The organism is Egicoccus halophilus (assembly GCF_004300825.1).
GTDB lineage: Bacteria > Actinomycetota > Nitriliruptoria > Nitriliruptorales > Nitriliruptoraceae > Egicoccus > Egicoccus halophilus.
In genome coordinates, this window is record NZ_CP036250.1 from 3,389,605 (window position 1) to 3,406,965 (window position 17,361).

At 67.1% G+C, this 17,361-nt stretch carries 9 protein-coding genes and 3 pseudogenes; 3 read left to right on the forward strand and 9 right to left on the reverse strand.

The window, feature by feature from the left end; translation table 11 throughout:
- The first annotated feature begins 131 nt into the window (after nt 1-131).
- Nucleotides 132-6,365 (forward strand): DNRLRE domain-containing protein, encoded by a 6,234-nt coding sequence (locus tag ELR47_RS15405; protein ID WP_130650690.1) that lies wholly within the window; start codon nt 132-134, stop codon nt 6,363-6,365.
- A 595-nt stretch (nt 6,366-6,960) separates the two neighbouring features.
- Here the strand turns inward: ELR47_RS15405 and ELR47_RS19425 are convergent.
- From ELR47_RS19425 to ELR47_RS15425, 4 genes are all read right to left on the reverse strand, one after another.
- Nucleotides 6,961-7,263: a transposase gene (locus ELR47_RS19425; protein WP_370469432.1), complete on the reverse strand. Its 303-nt coding sequence runs from the start codon at nt 7,261-7,263 to the stop codon at nt 6,961-6,963.
- Nucleotides 7,260-7,430, reverse strand: coding sequence for a hypothetical protein (locus ELR47_RS15415; protein WP_229730701.1), 171 nt, complete (start codon nt 7,428-7,430; stop codon nt 7,260-7,262). The genes ELR47_RS19425 and ELR47_RS15415 overlap by 4 nt, the downstream gene beginning before the upstream one ends.
- Before the next feature lie 105 nt (nt 7,431-7,535).
- Nucleotides 7,536-7,880, reverse strand: a complete 345-nt coding sequence (locus ELR47_RS15420) for a transposase (RefSeq protein WP_130650693.1) — start codon at nt 7,878-7,880, stop codon at nt 7,536-7,538.
- A complete protein-coding gene (locus tag ELR47_RS15425; RefSeq protein ID WP_130650694.1) occupies nt 7,880-8,254 on the reverse strand; it encodes a transposase family protein in 375 nt (124 codons plus the stop codon). Before ELR47_RS15425 ends, ELR47_RS15420 begins: the two co-directional genes overlap by 1 nt.
- Nucleotides 8,255-8,662: 408 nt before the next feature.
- Between ELR47_RS15425 and ELR47_RS19430 the strand changes: the two are divergent.
- Nucleotides 8,663-9,012: pseudogene (locus ELR47_RS19430) on the forward strand (recombinase family protein); the annotation flags it as partial.
- A 91-nt stretch (nt 9,013-9,103) separates the two neighbouring features.
- Here the strand turns inward: ELR47_RS19430 and istB are convergent.
- Both istB and istA read right to left on the reverse strand, forming a co-directional pair.
- Complete coding sequence (gene istB / locus ELR47_RS15435; RefSeq protein WP_130648905.1) at nt 9,104-9,877, reverse strand: IS21-like element helper ATPase IstB; 774 nt, start codon at nt 9,875-9,877, stop codon at nt 9,104-9,106.
- Entirely contained in the window at nt 9,874-11,364 is a 1,491-nt protein-coding gene (gene istA / locus ELR47_RS15440) for an IS21 family transposase (RefSeq protein ID WP_130651227.1), read from the reverse strand. Before istA ends, istB begins: the two co-directional genes overlap by 4 nt.
- 173 nt (nt 11,365-11,537) lie before the next feature.
- Between istA and ELR47_RS15445 the strand changes: the two genes are divergently transcribed.
- Nucleotides 11,538-11,783: a helix-turn-helix domain-containing protein gene (locus ELR47_RS15445; RefSeq protein WP_205745562.1), complete on the forward strand. Its 246-nt coding sequence runs from the start codon at nt 11,538-11,540 to the stop codon at nt 11,781-11,783.
- A 127-nt stretch (nt 11,784-11,910) separates the two neighbouring features.
- On the opposite strand, the gene ELR47_RS15450 is transcribed toward ELR47_RS15445, so the two are convergent.
- From ELR47_RS15450 to ELR47_RS19470, 3 genes and pseudogenes are all read right to left on the reverse strand, one after another.
- Nucleotides 11,911-12,162 (reverse strand): hypothetical protein, encoded by a 252-nt coding sequence (locus tag ELR47_RS15450; RefSeq protein WP_130650696.1) that lies wholly within the window; start codon nt 12,160-12,162, stop codon nt 11,911-11,913.
- Nucleotides 12,163-12,724: 562 nt separating this feature from the next.
- A pseudogene (locus ELR47_RS19435) lies at nt 12,725-13,114 on the reverse strand (RHS repeat-associated core domain-containing protein); the annotation flags it as partial.
- Between the two features lie 1,237 nt (nt 13,115-14,351).
- Nucleotides 14,352-17,201: pseudogene (locus tag ELR47_RS19470) on the reverse strand (DUF6531 domain-containing protein); the annotation flags it as partial.
- Nucleotides 17,202-17,361: the final 160 nt, after the last annotated feature.

A 17,361-nucleotide genomic window follows, 5' to 3' on the forward strand; every position in this document is an offset into this window, starting at 1 on the left:
CCAGTGGCCATTTGGGCAGTGACCGTGGCCGGCTCGTGGTGCGGGGTGGCGCGTGAGGACCTTCGCAGGTGTGTGAGCATTCGCTTCGGTATGTGGCCGGGGTGGCCGCGTCGGGGGTTGAGGGGTTTCAGGTGCTGGTCGTGCGCGTTCGTGGTCCGCTGGTGGTGCTGCTGATCTGGGCGTTGGTGGCGGCGGTGGCGCCGGTGGCGGCGGTGGCGCAGCCGGTGGATGCCGAGATGGAGGTCTCGGAGTCGGTGGCGGCGGAGCCGGAGTCGCCGGTGGCCTCGGGCGCGGTGGTGCCGGTGCGTGAAGATGCATTGGCGGCGTCGCTGTCGGCGGTGGGTTCGGGGCAGCGGGTGCTGGTGGAGTCGGCGACGTCGGAGACTTCGCAGACGTTTGCGAATCCTGATGGCACGTTCACCGATGAGGTGCATTTCGGTCCGCAGCGGGTGTTCGATGTGGAGGCCGGCGATGCGGGGGCCTGGCGGGAGATCGACACGCGCTTGCAGCGCTCCGAGGGGGCGGTGGTTCCTCGGGTGACTGCGGCGGAGGTGTCGTTCTCGGCCGGGGGTGTTGGCCCGATGGTGGAGTTGGGTGACGGCGAGGGGCAGGGGGTGACGTTCGACTGGTCCGGTCTGTCGTTGCCCTCACCGGAGTTGGACGGCAACGTGGCTCGTTACCGTCAGGTCCAGCCGGGGCTCGATCTAGAACTCGAGGCGTTGCCGGCGGGGTACGCCAAGCGGCTCGTGCTGCACGAGCGTCCCGCAGCACCGGTGACGTGGAGGTTCGAGGTTTCGGCTGAGCGCCTGGAGGTTGTCGAGCCGGCTGAGGGCGGGCTGGAGCTGGTCGATGCCGATGACGAGGCGGTCATCGTGGTCGATGGGCTGTACATGTGGGGAGCTGAGCGCAACGAACAGGCAGACGAGCCGGCTCGGGTAGCGGAGGTCGAGCATCGGTTGGTACGGCGGGGTGGCCGCACGGTGTTGGAAATCACGCCCGACTTCGGGTTCCTGTCGGATCCGCAGGTGCAGTTGCCGATCACGATCGATCCGACTGCGTCGTTGGCGATCGCGCAAGACACCTTCGTGCAGTCGAACCTGGCGAGCACGCCGCAGGCCTCGGCGACCGAGCTGCGGGTGGGGACCTATGACGGCGGGACGTCGCGAGCGCGTACGTTGATCCAGTTCGATCCTGCGCCGCTGGCCGGCAAGGACGTCGAGTCGGCTTCGCTTCAGCTGTACAACTTCCACTCGTGGTCGTGCACGGCACGGCAGGTCAACGTCCGGCGGTTGTCGGCGCCGTTCAATAGTTCGACGACCTGGTCGAATCAGCCGGCCTCGCCCTCGACGGTGTATGCGTCGGCGTCGTTCGCTCGCGGCCACTCGAGTGCGTGTGCGGCCGGGTGGGCGTCGTTCGACGTGACCGATCGTGTCCGCCAGTGGGTGAACGGCGAGACGAACAACGGGCTGATGCTGCTCGCCGCGGACGAGACGGACAACGCGGGCTGGAAGAAGTTCTATTCGTCTGAGCACGCGACCGGTTCGCAGCGGCCGAAGTTGACGGTCACCTACAACACGTACCCGAATCTGGTCGCGGGCCGGGCGTCGGACGACAGCCAGTTCTCGACCGGCACGGTCGCCTATGTCCCGACGTTGACGCCGATGCTGCGCGGGACGTTCTGTGATGGTGACGCCGGCACGTCGGGCCGGGTGGTGTTCGAGGTGTTCGACGCCACGAAGTCGACGCGTGTGGCCACGGTCAACGGCAACAGCGGCGTGAGTTGCCATTCATCGACCGGCCGGGTGCCTGCCGGTGTGCTGTCCGACGGGCAGAGCTACTACTGGCGTGCCCGAGGGTTCGACGGCAAGCTGTACTCGCGGGAGTACTCGTCGTGGATCCATCTGGTTCCGGACGTGACCCGTCCGATAACACCGAGGATCTCCTCGACGACCCATGAGGTGGCAACGGAGTCGGACGTGACCTCGGTGGCGTTCGACTGGACGGTCTCGACCGATGGGAACAACGGTTCGGGGGTAGCTGGCTACGCGGTCGAGTTCGATCAGGATCGTTGGACCACGCCGAGCGGCCCGCTGCAGACAGCCACGAGCTTCGCCAAGGCGAACGTCGAGGGCGGGATCTGGTGGTTGCATGTGCGGGCGCGTGACCGGGTCGGCAACTGGAGCACGATCCGCCGGTTCCAGGTCAACATCTCGGCTGGCAGCCTGGTCGCCCCCGAGACGGGCGACCGGACCCAGCGGCGCATGGTGTTGCAGGCGATGGGGCCGGTGCGGTTGAGCACGGCCACGTTCCAGTGGCGACGTAGCGACAGCGACGCGTGGACGACGGTCCCCGCCGCCAGGTTGGCGTTGGCCAGCTCGCCCTCGGTGCCGCTGACCTCGTCGGTTCAGCCGTTGAGCGAACAGATGGCGGGCGAGGCAGCAGGCCGGTATCGAACGTCGCGCGAGCTGGTGTGGGATCTGGCCGCCACGGTGGGGAGCGTGGACGGGCCGGTGCAGGTCCGGGCGCTGTTTGACGACGGGTCGGCCTCGAAGGTCGCCAAGGTCACGTTGGACCAGCTGGGTGCGGGCAAGGACTATGGCACGGTGCCGCTCGGGCCGGGCCAGGCGAACCTGCTGACCGGGAACTTCTCGATGACCGACGCGGACGTGTCGGTCACCGGGACCACGACCGATCTGACCGTGACCCGCAGCTACAACAGCCGTGCAGACCTGACGCAGATCGATCCGCTGTTCGGTGCGGGTTGGACCTCCGGCGTGCCGGTACTCGACGCCGGAGCCGGCTTCCGGCTGCTCGAGACGCCGGAGCATGCCTCGGCGAGCACGCCGGCGCCGTTCGTGGTCGTCGAGGACGTCGAAGGGGCGGAGTTCTGGTTCGACACGCCCGAAGCCCACGATGGTGGGCACCGCTACCAGGCGGTCGAAGCCGGGTTCGAGGACCTGACGTTGACCCATCGGGGATCGCAGTATGTGTTGAGCGATCTGGACGGCATGCAGGTCACGTTCCGGTCCCACGAGGCCGAATCGTTCGTGCCGGAGGTGGTCAAGCACACCCCGGACGCGGCCGCGACCAGCATCACCTACAGCAGGATCGGGGGCATGCTGCGCCCCACGACGTTGCGTGCTCCCGGCCCTGCCGGAGCAGCCTGTGGACAGCCCGGACCGGGCTGTCGGGCGCTGCATCTGGTGTATGACCCGCCCAACGCTTCGACATCGCGGTTGCAGTCCGTGCAGCTCGAAACGTGGGATGCGGCCAACACCCGGGCGGTGCGTGACGTGCTGGTGTCCTACGAGTATGACGCGGCCCGTCGGCTGGTCGGTGTGGTCGATCCGCGGACGGGTACGACCCGGTCGACTCAGCTTGCGACCACGTTCGGTTATGCCGGGAGCACGGCACGGCTGACCACGCTCACCCCGCCTGGGGTCGAGCCGTGGACGTTGGTGTATGCCGCGTCCTCGGGCCCTGAGGCGGGCCGGTTGCAGGCGGTCGAGCGTGCCGAGCCGGGATCCGGGGTCAACCGGTGGACGTTGGTGTACGACGTGCCCCGTACCGGGTCGGGTGCGCCGCATCCGATGGGTGACACCGAGCTGGACCGGTGGGGACAGGCTGGCCGGAACCTGCCCACGGACGTCACGGCCGTGTTCCCGCCCGAACAGGTTCCGTCCTCGACCTCGGCCGCGTCGTTGACCGCGGCCGGCTATGCCCGGGCCGAGGTGCACTATCTCGACCGCAACGGCCGTAGCGTGAACGTCGCCTCGCCTGGCGGGCGGATCTCGGTCACCGAACATGACGTGTACGGCAACGTGGTCCGTGAGCTCACCCCGGCGAACCGGGCGCAGGCGTTGACCGAGCCGGACACGCAGGCAGCAGCCGGGCTGTTGGCCACGGTCCGGCTGTTCGATGCTTCGGGTCTGCGGCTGGAGCGCGAGCTCGGACCGCAACATCAGGTGCAACTGTCCAATGGTGAACTGCAGCTGGCCCGTCGCCACACCCGCCACCACTATCCGCAGATCCCGACGGCGGATGGCTCGGACACCGAGACCGCGACGTTGCCGACCTCGAGCTGGGTCGGTGCGCTCCTGACCAGCGGCCAGGTGGTCGACGAACAGTTGACCCAGACCGAGTACGACTGGAAGTTGCGGCTGGCGACCCGCCAGACCCTCGATCCGGACGGGCTGGGGCTGGTCACGGTGACCCGCTACGACGATGAGGGACGCGAGATCGAGCGGCGGCAGCCGTCCGAGGCCGATGGTGGTGGTCCTGGCACGCTGCGTACGGTGCGCTACACCGCGCCGGCGAACCCGACCTATCCGCAGTGTGGCGGCCGGCCGGACTGGCACGGGCAGGTGTGTCTGATCACCCCGGCAGCGCAGCCGGCCATGGCGTCCGGACTGCCAGGGCTGGCGACCATCCACACGGCCGGCTACAACCGGCTGTTGCAGCCCACCCAGGTCGCGGAGAGTGTTCCTCGCGCGGGTGGCGGCACGACCGTGCGGACCACGACGACCAGCTACGACACGGCCGGCCGGGTCACCCGCGTTGCGGTGACGGCCGGTGCTGGCAGCACGATCGGTACCGCGGTCGCCGAAACCACCACCGTCTACGACCCCGCGACCGGGGCGGTCTCCGAGACCCGTTCGGATGGCCGCACGCTCGTGCGCAGCTACGACCGGCTCGGACGGCTCACCAGCTACACCGACAGTGTCGGCACACACGGCCAGACCCGCTACGACCGGTTCGGACGTGTCGCCTCGGTCGGTGATGGTCTTGGCACCCGCAGCTTCACCTACGACGACACGACCGGCTACACCACCGCAGTCACCGATTCGCAGGTGGGCAGCTTCACCGCGTCGGTCTCCGACTACGACGGTGACGGGACGTTGCGTCGCTGGACCACCCCGGCAGGCTGGCGGCACCAGACCACCCTCGACCCGGCCGGGAACCCGGTCGGACAGCAGATCACCCAGACCCGTAACTGCGGTCCGGGCGGCTGTCTGTCGTTCGACGAGCACGTCACGGTCGACATCCACGGCCGGTGGGTAGCCCACGTGCGTGCCGGAATGGCCCGCAGCTACCGCTACGACGGCGCCGGACGTCTGATCACCGCGACCGATGCCGGCGCGGCCTGCCAGATCCGCGAGTACGCCTTCGACGGCGCGGCCGGTGCCAACGCCAACCGCTCGTCGAAAGCCGTGACCCGTGCCGGCGCCGACGGCAACTGTGATCTCGACACCCGGACCACCACCGACTACGCCTACGACCAGGCCGACCGGCTGCTGTCAGGCACCGTCTACGACGGGCTCGGCCGCACCACCCGGGTTCCTGCCGGACTGCTCGAGGGCCACGGACAACTCGACGCGACCTACTACGCCAACGATCTGGTGCACTCCCTGACCCAAAACGGCCAGCGTCGGACCTACACGCTCGACCCCGCGATGCGGTTCGCGTCCGAAACCCGCCAGGACGGCACCACCGACCGGTGGCGCTACGCCGACGACACCGACGCACCCGCCTGGATCGACCACCCCGGCCTCGGCTGGACCCGACACGTCACCGGTATCACCGGCGACCTGGCCGCGACCATCACCTCCCCCGATGGCGCGACCACGACCATCACCGAACAGCTCACCGACCTGTTCGGCTCCGTCATCGCCAACGTGGGCAACGACCCACAAGCAGCAATCCCCGGCACCACCGTGCTCGCCACCAGCATCACCGACGAATACGGCGCACCACTCGACACCACCACCATCACCGGCCGCTACCACTGGCTCGGCGGTAAGCAACGCGCCGCCGTACTCGCCTCCGGCGCGATCCTCATGGGCGTACGCGCCTACCTCCCCCAACTCGGCCGATTCCTCCAGATCGACCCCGTCATCGGCGGCTCCGCCTCCGCCTACGACTACTGCTACGCCGACCCCATCAACTGCACCGACCTCGACGGAAAACGCGCACGCTGGAGCCGACTGGTCGGACGCTGGTACCGCGGTATCCGCCGGACGGGCCATGTGGTCCGCGCCGCTCGGAACACACCGTTCACTGCCGGCGCATACCTCTGGGGGCGCGCGTGGGGAGGCACCTGCACCCGCCAGCGAGGACTCATGATCACATGCACGGGCATGCGTGGAGGTCACGCTCGAGGCGGAACCCAAGTAGGAAACGTCTTTCTGACGAGAGACCGGAGTGTTAGTCCATCGCTACTGCGGCATGAATCGAGGCACGCCACACAATGGGCAGTCATGGGCTTTGCGTTCCCGCTTGCCTACCTGGCGGGGGGCACCAACCCGTGCCGGAATTGGGCAGAACGGCAAGCCGGCCTCAAAGCCGGGAATTATGACTGGTGCTGACGGTGAAAATGTGGTTTCTAATCGTCGTTTCCATCATCCTGGCGGGTTGTCTTCCTAGCGAACCTGTTCCGTCAATTGGCATTTCTATCACCACGTCTGAACGGAATCCTCGCGATCTCGTTATACGTTACGCCCTGTGCCAAGGGGATGCGGTAACTGACATAATAATGGAAACATGGACTGGCAATGTAGATGATTACGGAACCGACGTCCATCTTCATGCGACGGGCATATACCCCGACAGACCGGCGGACGATTTGCCGGATCAAACCGTGGCTATCTCATTGAGTGATCCGCCGAACAGTATCGATGTTCACGTCGATGATAAGTTCACCGTTCGCGACGACGCGGACTATTCGCTGACCGTCCGAACTACGAGAATAGAAACTGGCATCCTATTCAACTGGGATGACTTGCGTACAGATGAGATCTATACATTTGATGGCTACTTCTCACCCGAAGAGTTCGAAGACCACTTCGATTGCCGACGTCGAAGGAATCTAAGTAGCGGGACATAACAGGCAGAACGGCAGCCGTTCACAACACCTCGCCAACGACCTCGTGCACCCCCTGCCAAAAACGGCCAGCGTCGGACCTACACGCTCGACCCCCTATGCGGTTCACGTCCGAAACCGGGTCTTCCCCACTGAGGTGGGTCACGCCGCGGTGGTGAAGCTGTAGGACCTGATCCTCGTGGTCGTCGGGACCCTACGCGGCTGGCCGGCGTGGAGCCGGATCCGGGCCGCGTAGTTGCCGCAGTTGCGGAACCTCGGGCGGCCCGCCGGATGGACTTGATCTTGACGTTGGCGGACTCGGTCGGGGCGTTGGAGGCGCGGGTGTCGAAGAACGCGAGGACCTCCTTCTGCCAGGTGTCGATGGTCTTGGCGAGCCGGATCACCTCGTCGATTTCGACCAAGACTCGTAGAACGTGACGAGCCGGCGGTGGGCGGTGTCACGATCGGGCGCCTGGTACATCCGCCGCAGTAGGTCGACCGCGATCCAGGCGGCCGCGACTTCATCGTCGGTGTCTTCGGCACGCAGCCGGTCGAAGATCTTCGCGAGCACCTGCCCGTCGAGCCGTTCTTGGCCGACCCGCAGGACGCGGCGGAGTTTGAACAGCGGATCATCTTTGTGACCGCGGTGGCCGTGGATCTGCTGCTGACGGCGTCGTCAGACCTCATCGAGCGCGTGCAGCGCGAGCCTGACGAGGTGGAACACGTCGGCGACCACGGTCACGTCTTCGAGGGTGTCGGCGGCCGCCTTGAACCCGGAGAACAGATCACACGCGACAACCTTGGCGTCGGGGGCGTGTTCGGCCAGCAGCGCGGTCGCAGAGCCCTTGTCACGCCCTTGGGAGACCGCGACGACCAGGGAGGTGTCCAGACAGACCAGTGCGGTGAGAAACTGCCGGCGACGTTCAAGCAGCCGGCCGGTGGTCATCACCGTCTCATCGATCCCCACCCGTGTCGGTGAGACCTTCGCCACCTGGTCAGCCGCAGCCAGGACGGCGCGCATCACGGTGTTCCACCCGACGCCGAAGCGACAGGGATCGTGTCGATCGGTGTGTTCGCTTCCGCCATCGCCACCGCCGCCCGGGCGGCGGCACGACTCCAGACCGCACCAGGCGCGACCGAAGGGGTCCGCTCGACGAAGGTGCCGCAGCCCTCGACACAGGCCAGCAGCCGCTTGCGCCACACCACCCTCGTCGCGCGTCCAGCAACCGGCAGGTGACGGACGGTGTGGCGGCGCCAGTCGTGCAGCGGGTGCCGTTCGAGCGTCCCGCAGCGGCTGCAGGGCTGGACGCCGCGGGGCAGTTCGACGACGGCTACGAGCTCGTCGTGCTCGTCGATGCGGGCGTCGGTCAGGATGAACTCGGGCAGGGCGAGCAACAGCTCGCTCCTCCCCTGGACAGGGGTAGGTTGGGACACGCGTACGGCCTCGGTCGCTCGGTTGGCTTAGACACCTCGAGCATCGAGGCCGTACGTGTCTTCACCAAGCATCCGAGACCGGGTCACCCACTACCAAGAGGAAGACCCCCGAAACCCGCCAAGACGGCACCACCGACCAGTGGCGCTACGCCGACGACACCGACGCACCCGTCTGGATCGACCACCCCGGCTGAGATCTGCCAGTTCGGCCGGGCCATGCACCACCGGTTCCCCACTCAAATACGAACGTTTGTGAGACACGACGCCCGCCCCCGACGTCAAGCCTCCAGGGCTGTGTCACAACTCATGTCCATAATTCGTCTCACGTCACGACTGCCGTGACGGCTTGTGAGACGCGAGGACAACGGGATGGCCATCGTCGGGTACGCCCGAGTCTCCACCACCGAGCAAGACCCGCAGCTGCAGCTCGACGCGTTGACCGCCGCGGGTGCCGAGCGGATCTTCACCGACCACACCCGGGCACCACCGCAGTCCGCCCCCAGCTGACCGCCGCGATCGACTACCTCCGCGCCGGCGACACCCTGGTCGTCTGGCGCCTCGACCGGCTCGGCCGATCACTCCGCGACCTCATCGACCAGGTACAGACCCTCGAGCAGCACCAGGTCGGACTTCGATCACTGCACGAAGCGATCGACACCACCACCCCAACCGGCCGGCTCACCTTCCACCTCTTCGGCGCCCTCGCCGAGTGTCAACGGACATCGGGATCTCCCCGGTGGCGGACGTGAGACCTCCCCGGTGGTGGACAGCAGTTCTCCCCAGCCGCGGACATGAGATCTCCCCACGGGGTCAGGCCAGGGGCGTCACCCCCTTGCCGTCGCGGGCTTGGGCGAACCGGTAGGAGTCGCCGTCGGTGACCACGACGTGGGCGTGGTGCATGAACCGGTCGACCGCGGCGGTGGCGATGGTGGTGGGCAGCAGCTGGTCGAACCCGCCGGGGTGGATGTTGCTCGAGATGGCGACCGAGCGGCGTTCGTAGGCAGCATCGATCACGCGGAACAGCGCTTCGGCGGCTTCGGCGGGGACGGGGAGCAGGCCGATGTCATCGATGACGACCAGGTCGGCCTTCAACACCCGGTTGACGGCTTTGGCGACCGAGTCGTCCGCACGATGTCGGGTGACGAGCCGGCCGAGGGACTCGATGGTGAACCACGCGACCATCAGCCCGTCATCGATTGCGGCCTGACCGAGGGCTTCGAGCAGGTGTGACTTCCCGGTCCCGGACGGTCCGACCACGGCCAGGTTCTCGGCCCGCCGGACCCATTCGAGGGTGCGTAGCGCCTGTTGGGTCGCCGCCGGGATCGTCGAGGCGGTCTCGCGCCAGGTGTCGAAGGTCTTGCCGGTCGGAAACCCGGCCCGGCGTCGGCGGTTGCGGATGGTGGCGGCGTCCCGGCCTTGCGCTTCCTCGGCGAGCAGGACCCGGACGAGCTCGGCAGGTTCCCAACGTTGCGCTTTGGCGGTGGGCAGCACGTCGACGGCGGCCTTGCGCAGGTAGGGCAGCCGCAGCCGTCGGGCGAGCGCTTCGACCTCGGCGTCGAGGGCTTGGGACTTCGAGACGGTCATCGGCCGACCTCCGCCCAACGCGACGTGCCGGTCTGCAGCGAGTGCCCCTCGACGAGCGGGACCACGACCCCGTCACCGTTGCTGCGACGCCGATGCCGCAGAATCGAGGCGAGATCGCCTTCGGCGAACCGGCCGGCCTGCGCGGCGGCAGCCAGCGCGGCGTCGACCTCGGCCTGGTCGTAGACCGCGGCGAACTCGACCGCCTGGTTCATCTTCATCCGAACCCGCGCGGTCCCGGCCGCAGCGGCGGCGGTCAACCAGGCCGCCGCTCCCGGCCCGAGCGCGAGGAACGCGGCCTCGCCCGGCGTGCGAGGCGCCGGGCGGTGCTCGAGAATCTTCGACGCCGACCGGGGCGGGTAGTGCGATAGATCCAGCCGCGGCGTGCCGGGGGTGGAGACCAGGTGGCGGGCGACCTCGGTCACGCCGTCACGGCCCTGGTGGGCGATGACGACCTCGTCGCCGTCGACGCGGACGAACACGGTCTGGTCGATCAGCTGGTGTGGGACCGAGTAGCGCACCCCACCCAGCGAGATCACCGAACTGCGCGACACCACCCGGGTTTCGCCCAACGCGGCCACGTAGGGGTCACGGGGCACCGGGTGGAGCCGTGCCTGTTCCTCGGCGAGCATGTCGACCGGGGGCCGGCCGGTCTCACGATGCGGGCGGGCGTTGATGTGCTCACACCACATGGCGGCCTCAGCCCGCAGCTCGGCGAAGCTGTGGTAGGCGTCGCGCAGGTTCGCCGTGGTCGGGACCAGATCCGCCTTCGCGATCCGCACAGTCGCTTCCGAGCCGCCCTTGGACTCCGGATCGGCCGGCACGCAGGTGGTGATCTGGGTGCCGTAGTGGCGGCCCGCGGCGGCCATGTCGGGATGGCGGACCGGGATCCCGGCGACATGCTCGGCCGTGACGGTCTTCTCGTTGTCGGTCAACGTGTAGGTCGCGATGCCCTCCACCCGACGGAACGTCTCGTCCAGGCACGACAGCACGGTCGGCAGGGTGCGGTCCCACACCGGGATCACCACCCGGAAACGGCTCCACGCCAGCCAGGCACAAAACAGCAGCGTCGCCCGCCCGGCGATCCTCGGTCCGGTGCCCCAGTCGAACTGCAACCAGCCGCCCGGTTCAGTGATCCAGGGCCGATACACCCGACGTCGTCCCGCCGCGTAGTGGTACTTGGCCTCGGCAACCGCCCGGCGCGTCGTGCGGTCGGTGCCGTCAAACCCCATCGCGGTCAGCCGCTCGTGCACGACATCGGCCCGGATGTCGCCCTCGGAACGTTCGACGAGCTCTTCGATCTTGGCCCGGTAGCCGTCGATCATCGACGGCCGCGGCACGCTGGCCGACGGGTCGGCAGCCGCGGCACGGCGCTCGACGTAATGCTTGACGGTGTGGTGGTCGCAGCCAGCCAACCTGGACGCGCCGCGGTAGGTGCCCACGAGGTCGTAGGCCTCCAAAATCTCCATGATCTCTCCGGCAGACTTGATCCCGATCCCTCCTGGTCGGCGACGCTTCAGCACCGCCGTCGTACCGGGAGGGATCACTCGTTCACGACAACCGTGACGAGCACGATGGACAACACCGGGGAGATCTGATGTCCGCGGGGAGCTTTCGTGTCCGCCACCGGGGAGGTCCGCTGTCCGCCTACGGGGAGAATCTCATGTCCGCCGACACCGAGTTCGAACGAGAACTCATCCGCGAACGCACCCACGCCGGCCTCCAAGCCGCACGCCAACAAGGCCGACGCGGAGGCCGACCCACCGTCATAACCCCACACAAACAACGGCTCGGCCGCCAGCTCTACGCCGACGGCCTCCCCGTCGAACGCATCGCCGCACACCTCGGCGTCAGCCGAGCCACCATTTACCGCCAGATCGTCACCCGACCACATCCGGCCACCGAGTGACTGGCGGAATGGAGCCGACCTGGAGCTGAGCCGGTTCGTCAGTCACTGGAGCGCCGAGCTCAATCTCCCCAACTCTGAGGTGATCGCGCAAAGCAGCGCCTCCGCAGCAGCCCGGCACCGACCCCTTCTAGAACCAAGGAGCTTTCGGGTACTTGATCAGCCAGAACACGGAAAGACCGAACGACACCACGGCCAGCAGCGCGGGAATGGCGCGCAAGACGAGTTCGTCATCCATGGTGATCGCCGTGTACGTGAACGCCAATCCGGCCACGATCAGGCCAACCGACCGCCACTTCGGGTGTGATGCAGCGACGTCTTCCTCAGTCGGCTCAACTGCCACCAGACTCCCTATCGTCTGCTTGTTGCGCTTCCCGCTCACGCTTGATCGCCCGAATTTTCCACTGCTTGGTCGTCCCGTACTCACGCTTGTTTCTGATGTCGATGCCTATCCCGACGGCGATCCCGACGGTGCAGATGATGGCAATCAGAATCCAGTGGAGGGTGGACCCATGGCGCTGCGCTCCTTACGTGGCGATTTGGAACCCCGGTAAGCACCGGGAATACCCCACGTGAGAATTCCAAGTCCGGCGCTCGATCAGCCTAAACCGAGGAGCCAGTACTCGACACCTGCGCTCACTCGCTACGACGACCGTGCAACATCTGATGTCCCTCAATCCGAAAGGCTAGCACAGGGACAACCCCGCCTATTATGACCGCCGATACCAGACTTATTCCGAAGTACGGCGAAGAAACATCGCCGTCTGATATCAGGAGCCCTACCGACATTACACCTGCACCAATGGCAACTAGTACCCAAACAGCGATCCTCTGCGTCCGTTCACTTCGGTCACGCTCAACACGCTTCCCGAACAGAACACGGATCGCAGCAGCCAAAGAGACTAGAGACGCGACACCGAAACTAACCGCGATGACGATGGCCATCAGCACGCCTCATTGGTGGACATGATCCCATACACCATCCCTACGACTCCGAGGGCGAGGCCAAACGCTGCCGCAGCCGCTGCCATAGACGCTCCGCCTGCGAGAGCAAAAACTAGGGCGGTATAATCGAACGACAATAGGAAGCTGCTTGCCAAGAGATTCCCGACCTGGGCTGCGCAGAGCGCGCCTTGGGCGCTGAGCCCGGTGGTGTCGGTGTAATTGACGGGGTTGCAGCCGGCGTAGGCGTAGGGGTTGGTTTCGGACGGCTGGATCGGGTTGATGCGGTTGGCGGCGGGGTCGGCTTGGGTCCACCGTCCGAGCTCGGGTGCGAGGTAGCGGTGCCCGATCTTGTACAGCCCGGTCTGGGTGTCCTGGTATTCGCCGGCGAACCGCCACGGGTTGTCGACACAGGCGCTGGTGGGGCACCGTTCGTCGGTTTCGCCGTAGGGGGGCGTAGTCGTAGCGGTTGGTGACCGTGCCGGTCTGGTTGACGACCGCGATGACCGATCCGAGCCCGTCGGTCAGGTAGTACGAGCGGGTGGTGACCCCGCCGATGGTGCGGCGCTGGCCGAGCAGGGTCCCGTCCGGGCCGCGGGTCCAGGCGGTGCGTGCACCGGTCTCGACCATGCCGGTGACGCCGAGCAGTGACGAGACAAACGTCGCCGGACCGGCCGTGAGCCGCTCGGCCTGTCCTGCCCCGGCATACGAGGCCGGCAGCGCACCACCGGTGGGGGTGGTCATCGTCGTGGTGCGGTTGGCCCGGTCGTAGCCGAGCTGGTAGCCCCCACCCGAGATCAGGTTCCCGGCCGCGTCGTGGACGTAGCGGGTCGACCCGAACGGGTTGGAGGTGCAGTAGTTCGCCGTCGACACGGTCCCGGCAGGAATCGGGCCGGACCAGCACAGCTCCGACGCGGCGTCGTAGCCGAAGTACGTGGTGCTCTGCTGCACACCATCGACCGTGACACGATGGCGGGTCCGGTTGCCGGCACGGTCGTACTCGTAGAAGTGGCTGGACTGTCCAGACTGCCCGGTCGTGGCCCGCTCGAGCCGGCCCGCGTCGTCATAGCCGTAGGTGGTCGTCTCGTTGCCGGTGCCGTTGCCGTTGTCCAGCACGCGGGTCCTGCGCAACGATCCGGTGGTGTCGGCACCCTTGGGCGTGGGCGTGTAGGTATAGGCCACCTCGGCCAGCGTCGACGTGCCCCGCTCCGCGATGATCTCTTCGATCTCGCCGTCGCCGAAGTACTCCATCTTCTGGGTGACGCGGGTGGTCCCGGTCGGAAACGACACCTCGTCGATCTCGTCGCTGTTGGACTTGTAGACGTAGCGGATGACGTGCCCGCCCGGTTCGGTGATCGTGGTGGGCAGGTTCACCGCGTTGTAGGCGTAGCCGACCGTGCCGGCCGCATCCGTCATCGACGTGAGGTTGCCGACCGCGTCGTAGACGTAGTCGATCGTGCCACGACTGTCCGGGAACGTCTCACGGGTGATGTTGCCGTCCGCGTCGTACACCGTCCCGCTCGCATCGCTGCGGCTGGTCCGGTTGCCGTTGGCGTCGTAGCCGAACACGATCTGCTGCCCGTCGGGATAGGTCACCGACGTGGTCCGCCCCAACAGGTCGTAAGTGTAGACCGAGGTCCCCGACCCGTCGGTGATCCGGATCGGACGGTGCAGCGCGTCGTAGGCGTCGATCGTGACCCGACGACGCCCACCCGGCGGAGCGATCCTGATCAACCGGTGATCCTGGTCGTAGCTGTAGACCGTACGGTAGGTCGTCTGCGACCGGCTGGTCGCCCGCCCATCGGTCACCCACAACACGTTGCCGACCGAGTTGTGCTCGATGAACACCTCACCGCCCACCGGATCGGTGACCCGCTCGACATTGCCCGACGCGGTGTACCCGTACCCGGTCAGCTTGCCCTCCGGATTGTCATACCCGCCCGGCTGGAACGGCTCAGCCGCGTTGTCGAGATCGAACTCGTGCAACCGGCCCCCGGCCGTCAACGACGACACCAACCCCAGCCCGTCATCGGTGTAGCTGTTGGTCGTCTCCCCACCCTTGCTGTCGGTGAACGAAGCGACATTGCCGAACGCATCGAACCCCGACGAGCGGCGGTTCCCACGCGCGTCCGTCACCCGGGTCACCCAACCACGCCTATCCGACAGGTAGCGGGTCACGTTGCTCCGCGCATCGGTCACGTCCGTCTGCGTCGGACCCTGCTCGAAGTCCGACCAGTCCAACGGTGTCGTGTAGCTGTAGGTGGTGGTCCCACCTCGCGGCCGCGTGACCGTCGCCACCCCACCACCGTTGATGACGGCGTTGGTCGGCTTGTAGGTGATGTCGTGGTGGGCACCCTTGGGATCGGTGATCCGCGACATCTGCCCGGACGTGCCGTACATGTAGCGGTGCACCCCACCCACGCTCGCCCCGCTGCTGTTCTGCAACGTCTGCGAGGTCAGGTTCGCACCGCTGTAGGAGTACACCGAACGGCGGCCGGTGTGATCGGTGATCCGGCTGACCAGCCCGGCAGCGTTGTAGGTCACCGTGAGAAACGACCCGCGGACCTGGTCGGTGATGCTCGAGACCCGACCGGCCGCGTCCGCACCCAACACGATCTCGTTGCCGTTGCGGTCGATGATGCGCCGCAGCCGGCCCGCACTGGTGAACACCTCGGTCGTCTTGGTCGCCCGGTCCTCGACCGTGAACATCTCGGCCGGGTTGCTCGCATCGAGCGTGATCCGCAGCTTGGACGAGTTCCGCGTCGAGACGTAGCTGCCGTTGCCGGTCCGGTCGATGAACGCCTGGGTCCACCCCGACGGGTGGGTGTAGGTGATCCGGTTGTTCGCCTGGTAGGTCCGGATGCGTGCCTGCGGATCGATCATCGAGGTCCAACCCGCCCCGAACGCCCCGACATACTCCGACGACGAGTCCACGTGCTCGCTGGTGGAAATCCGGCGGGAGGAGTTGTAGGCCCGGTCCACCGTCAGATCGTGACCGGCCACCCCGGCGATCGTCAGGTCCGTGGCGGTGACATACAGGTTGCCCGTGGCCGCGTTGACCGCATACGACGAACGGTCCGACACCGAGGTCTCGCCCACGAACGTGGTCTGGTCGGTCGCGCCGATCCCCCGCGACCACTGCACCTTCAAACGCGGGTAGTCCTGCCAGCGGGCCGCCTCCGAGGAGTGAAACCGCATCTCCCCCACCGCGGTCTCGTCACGGGCCGCCAGACGGAACCCGAACTCCCGCTCGCCGACCAGCTCACCGTTGGAGTAGCCATAGTCGAACCACTGCTGCACCTGTCGGGTCGGATACCAAAACACCCGGCCCGGCTCCGAACCCCAAAACGGATCGGATCCTGACGCAAGCGCACCACGACCCGACCCAGGAATCTCCGGACCGACCGCGCCGCCACCTGCACCAGGGGTCGACCACCCCGCGCTCGCGGTCCGCTGGTTCCACGTCGCGCCGTTGTTGAACTCCTCGGTCAACGGCCGCAAGCTCGTGTCGAACCGTGGACCCGAATCGGCCGTCAACGCCATCGACAGCTCGGCACCCATCACGTGCACCGGCTCACGGCTCGCGATAGCCCAGGCGATCGCGATGTCGAAGTTGACGATGGTGCGCCGGATCGCACCCGACGCCATCCTCCCGACCCGCAGCCCATCCGCACCACAGTAGGGCTTGTCCGCCAAGGTCGACGACGTCAACACGCAGTCGTAGCGTGGCGAATTGGTGAACGTCGGATCGATCGTGACCGGCCACTGCCGCTCCGGCGCGTCCAGCCAGTCATCGTCGGCGACCAGCCCGTACACCCACTCGTCACCGTCACGCTCCAACGACACCTCAAAATCGCTCGAGCGCACGTCGAAGTCGTCCGACGCGTCGATCATGAACGGCGCCGGCACCCAGAACTGGATCTCGCCTTCCGCATCGACGAACTCGACCTCGTTCCCCTCGGTCAACGTCGCCGTCAGCTCCGGCGCAGCAGCCAACCGCCAGCTATACGCCCGCGGTGCGGACGCATCCGCCAACACCACCTCTTCTTTCACCCCGGACGGCGTGGCGGTCAACCGCAGGTCGACCTCACCCATCGGACAGGTCACCGCCGCGCCATCCACCACCGGCACGACATCCTCGACGTCCTCGACGAGGCTGGCCACCCCCACGGCCTCCCCCGCCGCCTCGAACGCGAACTCGACCCAGCCCTGCTCGGTCTCGAACCGGGCCGGCTCGTCCACCGCCCCCGGCAGCACGAGCTCGTGATCCACCGCCTTGGGCGTAAACCCGTCGGCCGTACGCTCCAGGTCGGTGTCGATCTCGACCCAGCCGCCCGACCCGTCACGGGCATGTACCGGACCGGCCGCGATCTCGGTCACAAACGAGCCGTCCGACAGCTCAAAGGTCGCCGAGGTCGCCGTGCGTGCCTCGAGAAGCTCGCCCACCCGCACCACCGGCGTCGGCTCACCCGCCGGCATGCCGGTGTCCGCAGGAAGCTCGCTCTCCCCTACCGCTTCGAACACCTCAGGAGCAGCAAGCCTCGGCGCCACCTGTGCGGACACCGGGGTCACCCCCACCGCCACAACGCCACCGACAACACGCCAACAAGCGCACGCGACATCAAGACCCCCCCTACCC

Coding starts and splice junctions, on each gene's coding strand:
- ELR47_RS15420 (WP_130650693.1), bottom strand. CDS start 7,880: ATGCGCGCCGTCCTGGCTGCGGCTGACCAGGTGGCGAAGGTCTCACCG.
- istB (WP_130648905.1), bottom strand. CDS start 9,877: ATGACCGTCTCGAAGTCCCAAGCCCTCGACGCCGAGGTCGAAGCGCTC.
- ELR47_RS15445 (WP_205745562.1), top strand. CDS start 11,538: ATGTCCGCCGACACCGAGTTCGAACGAGAACTCATCCGCGAACGCACC.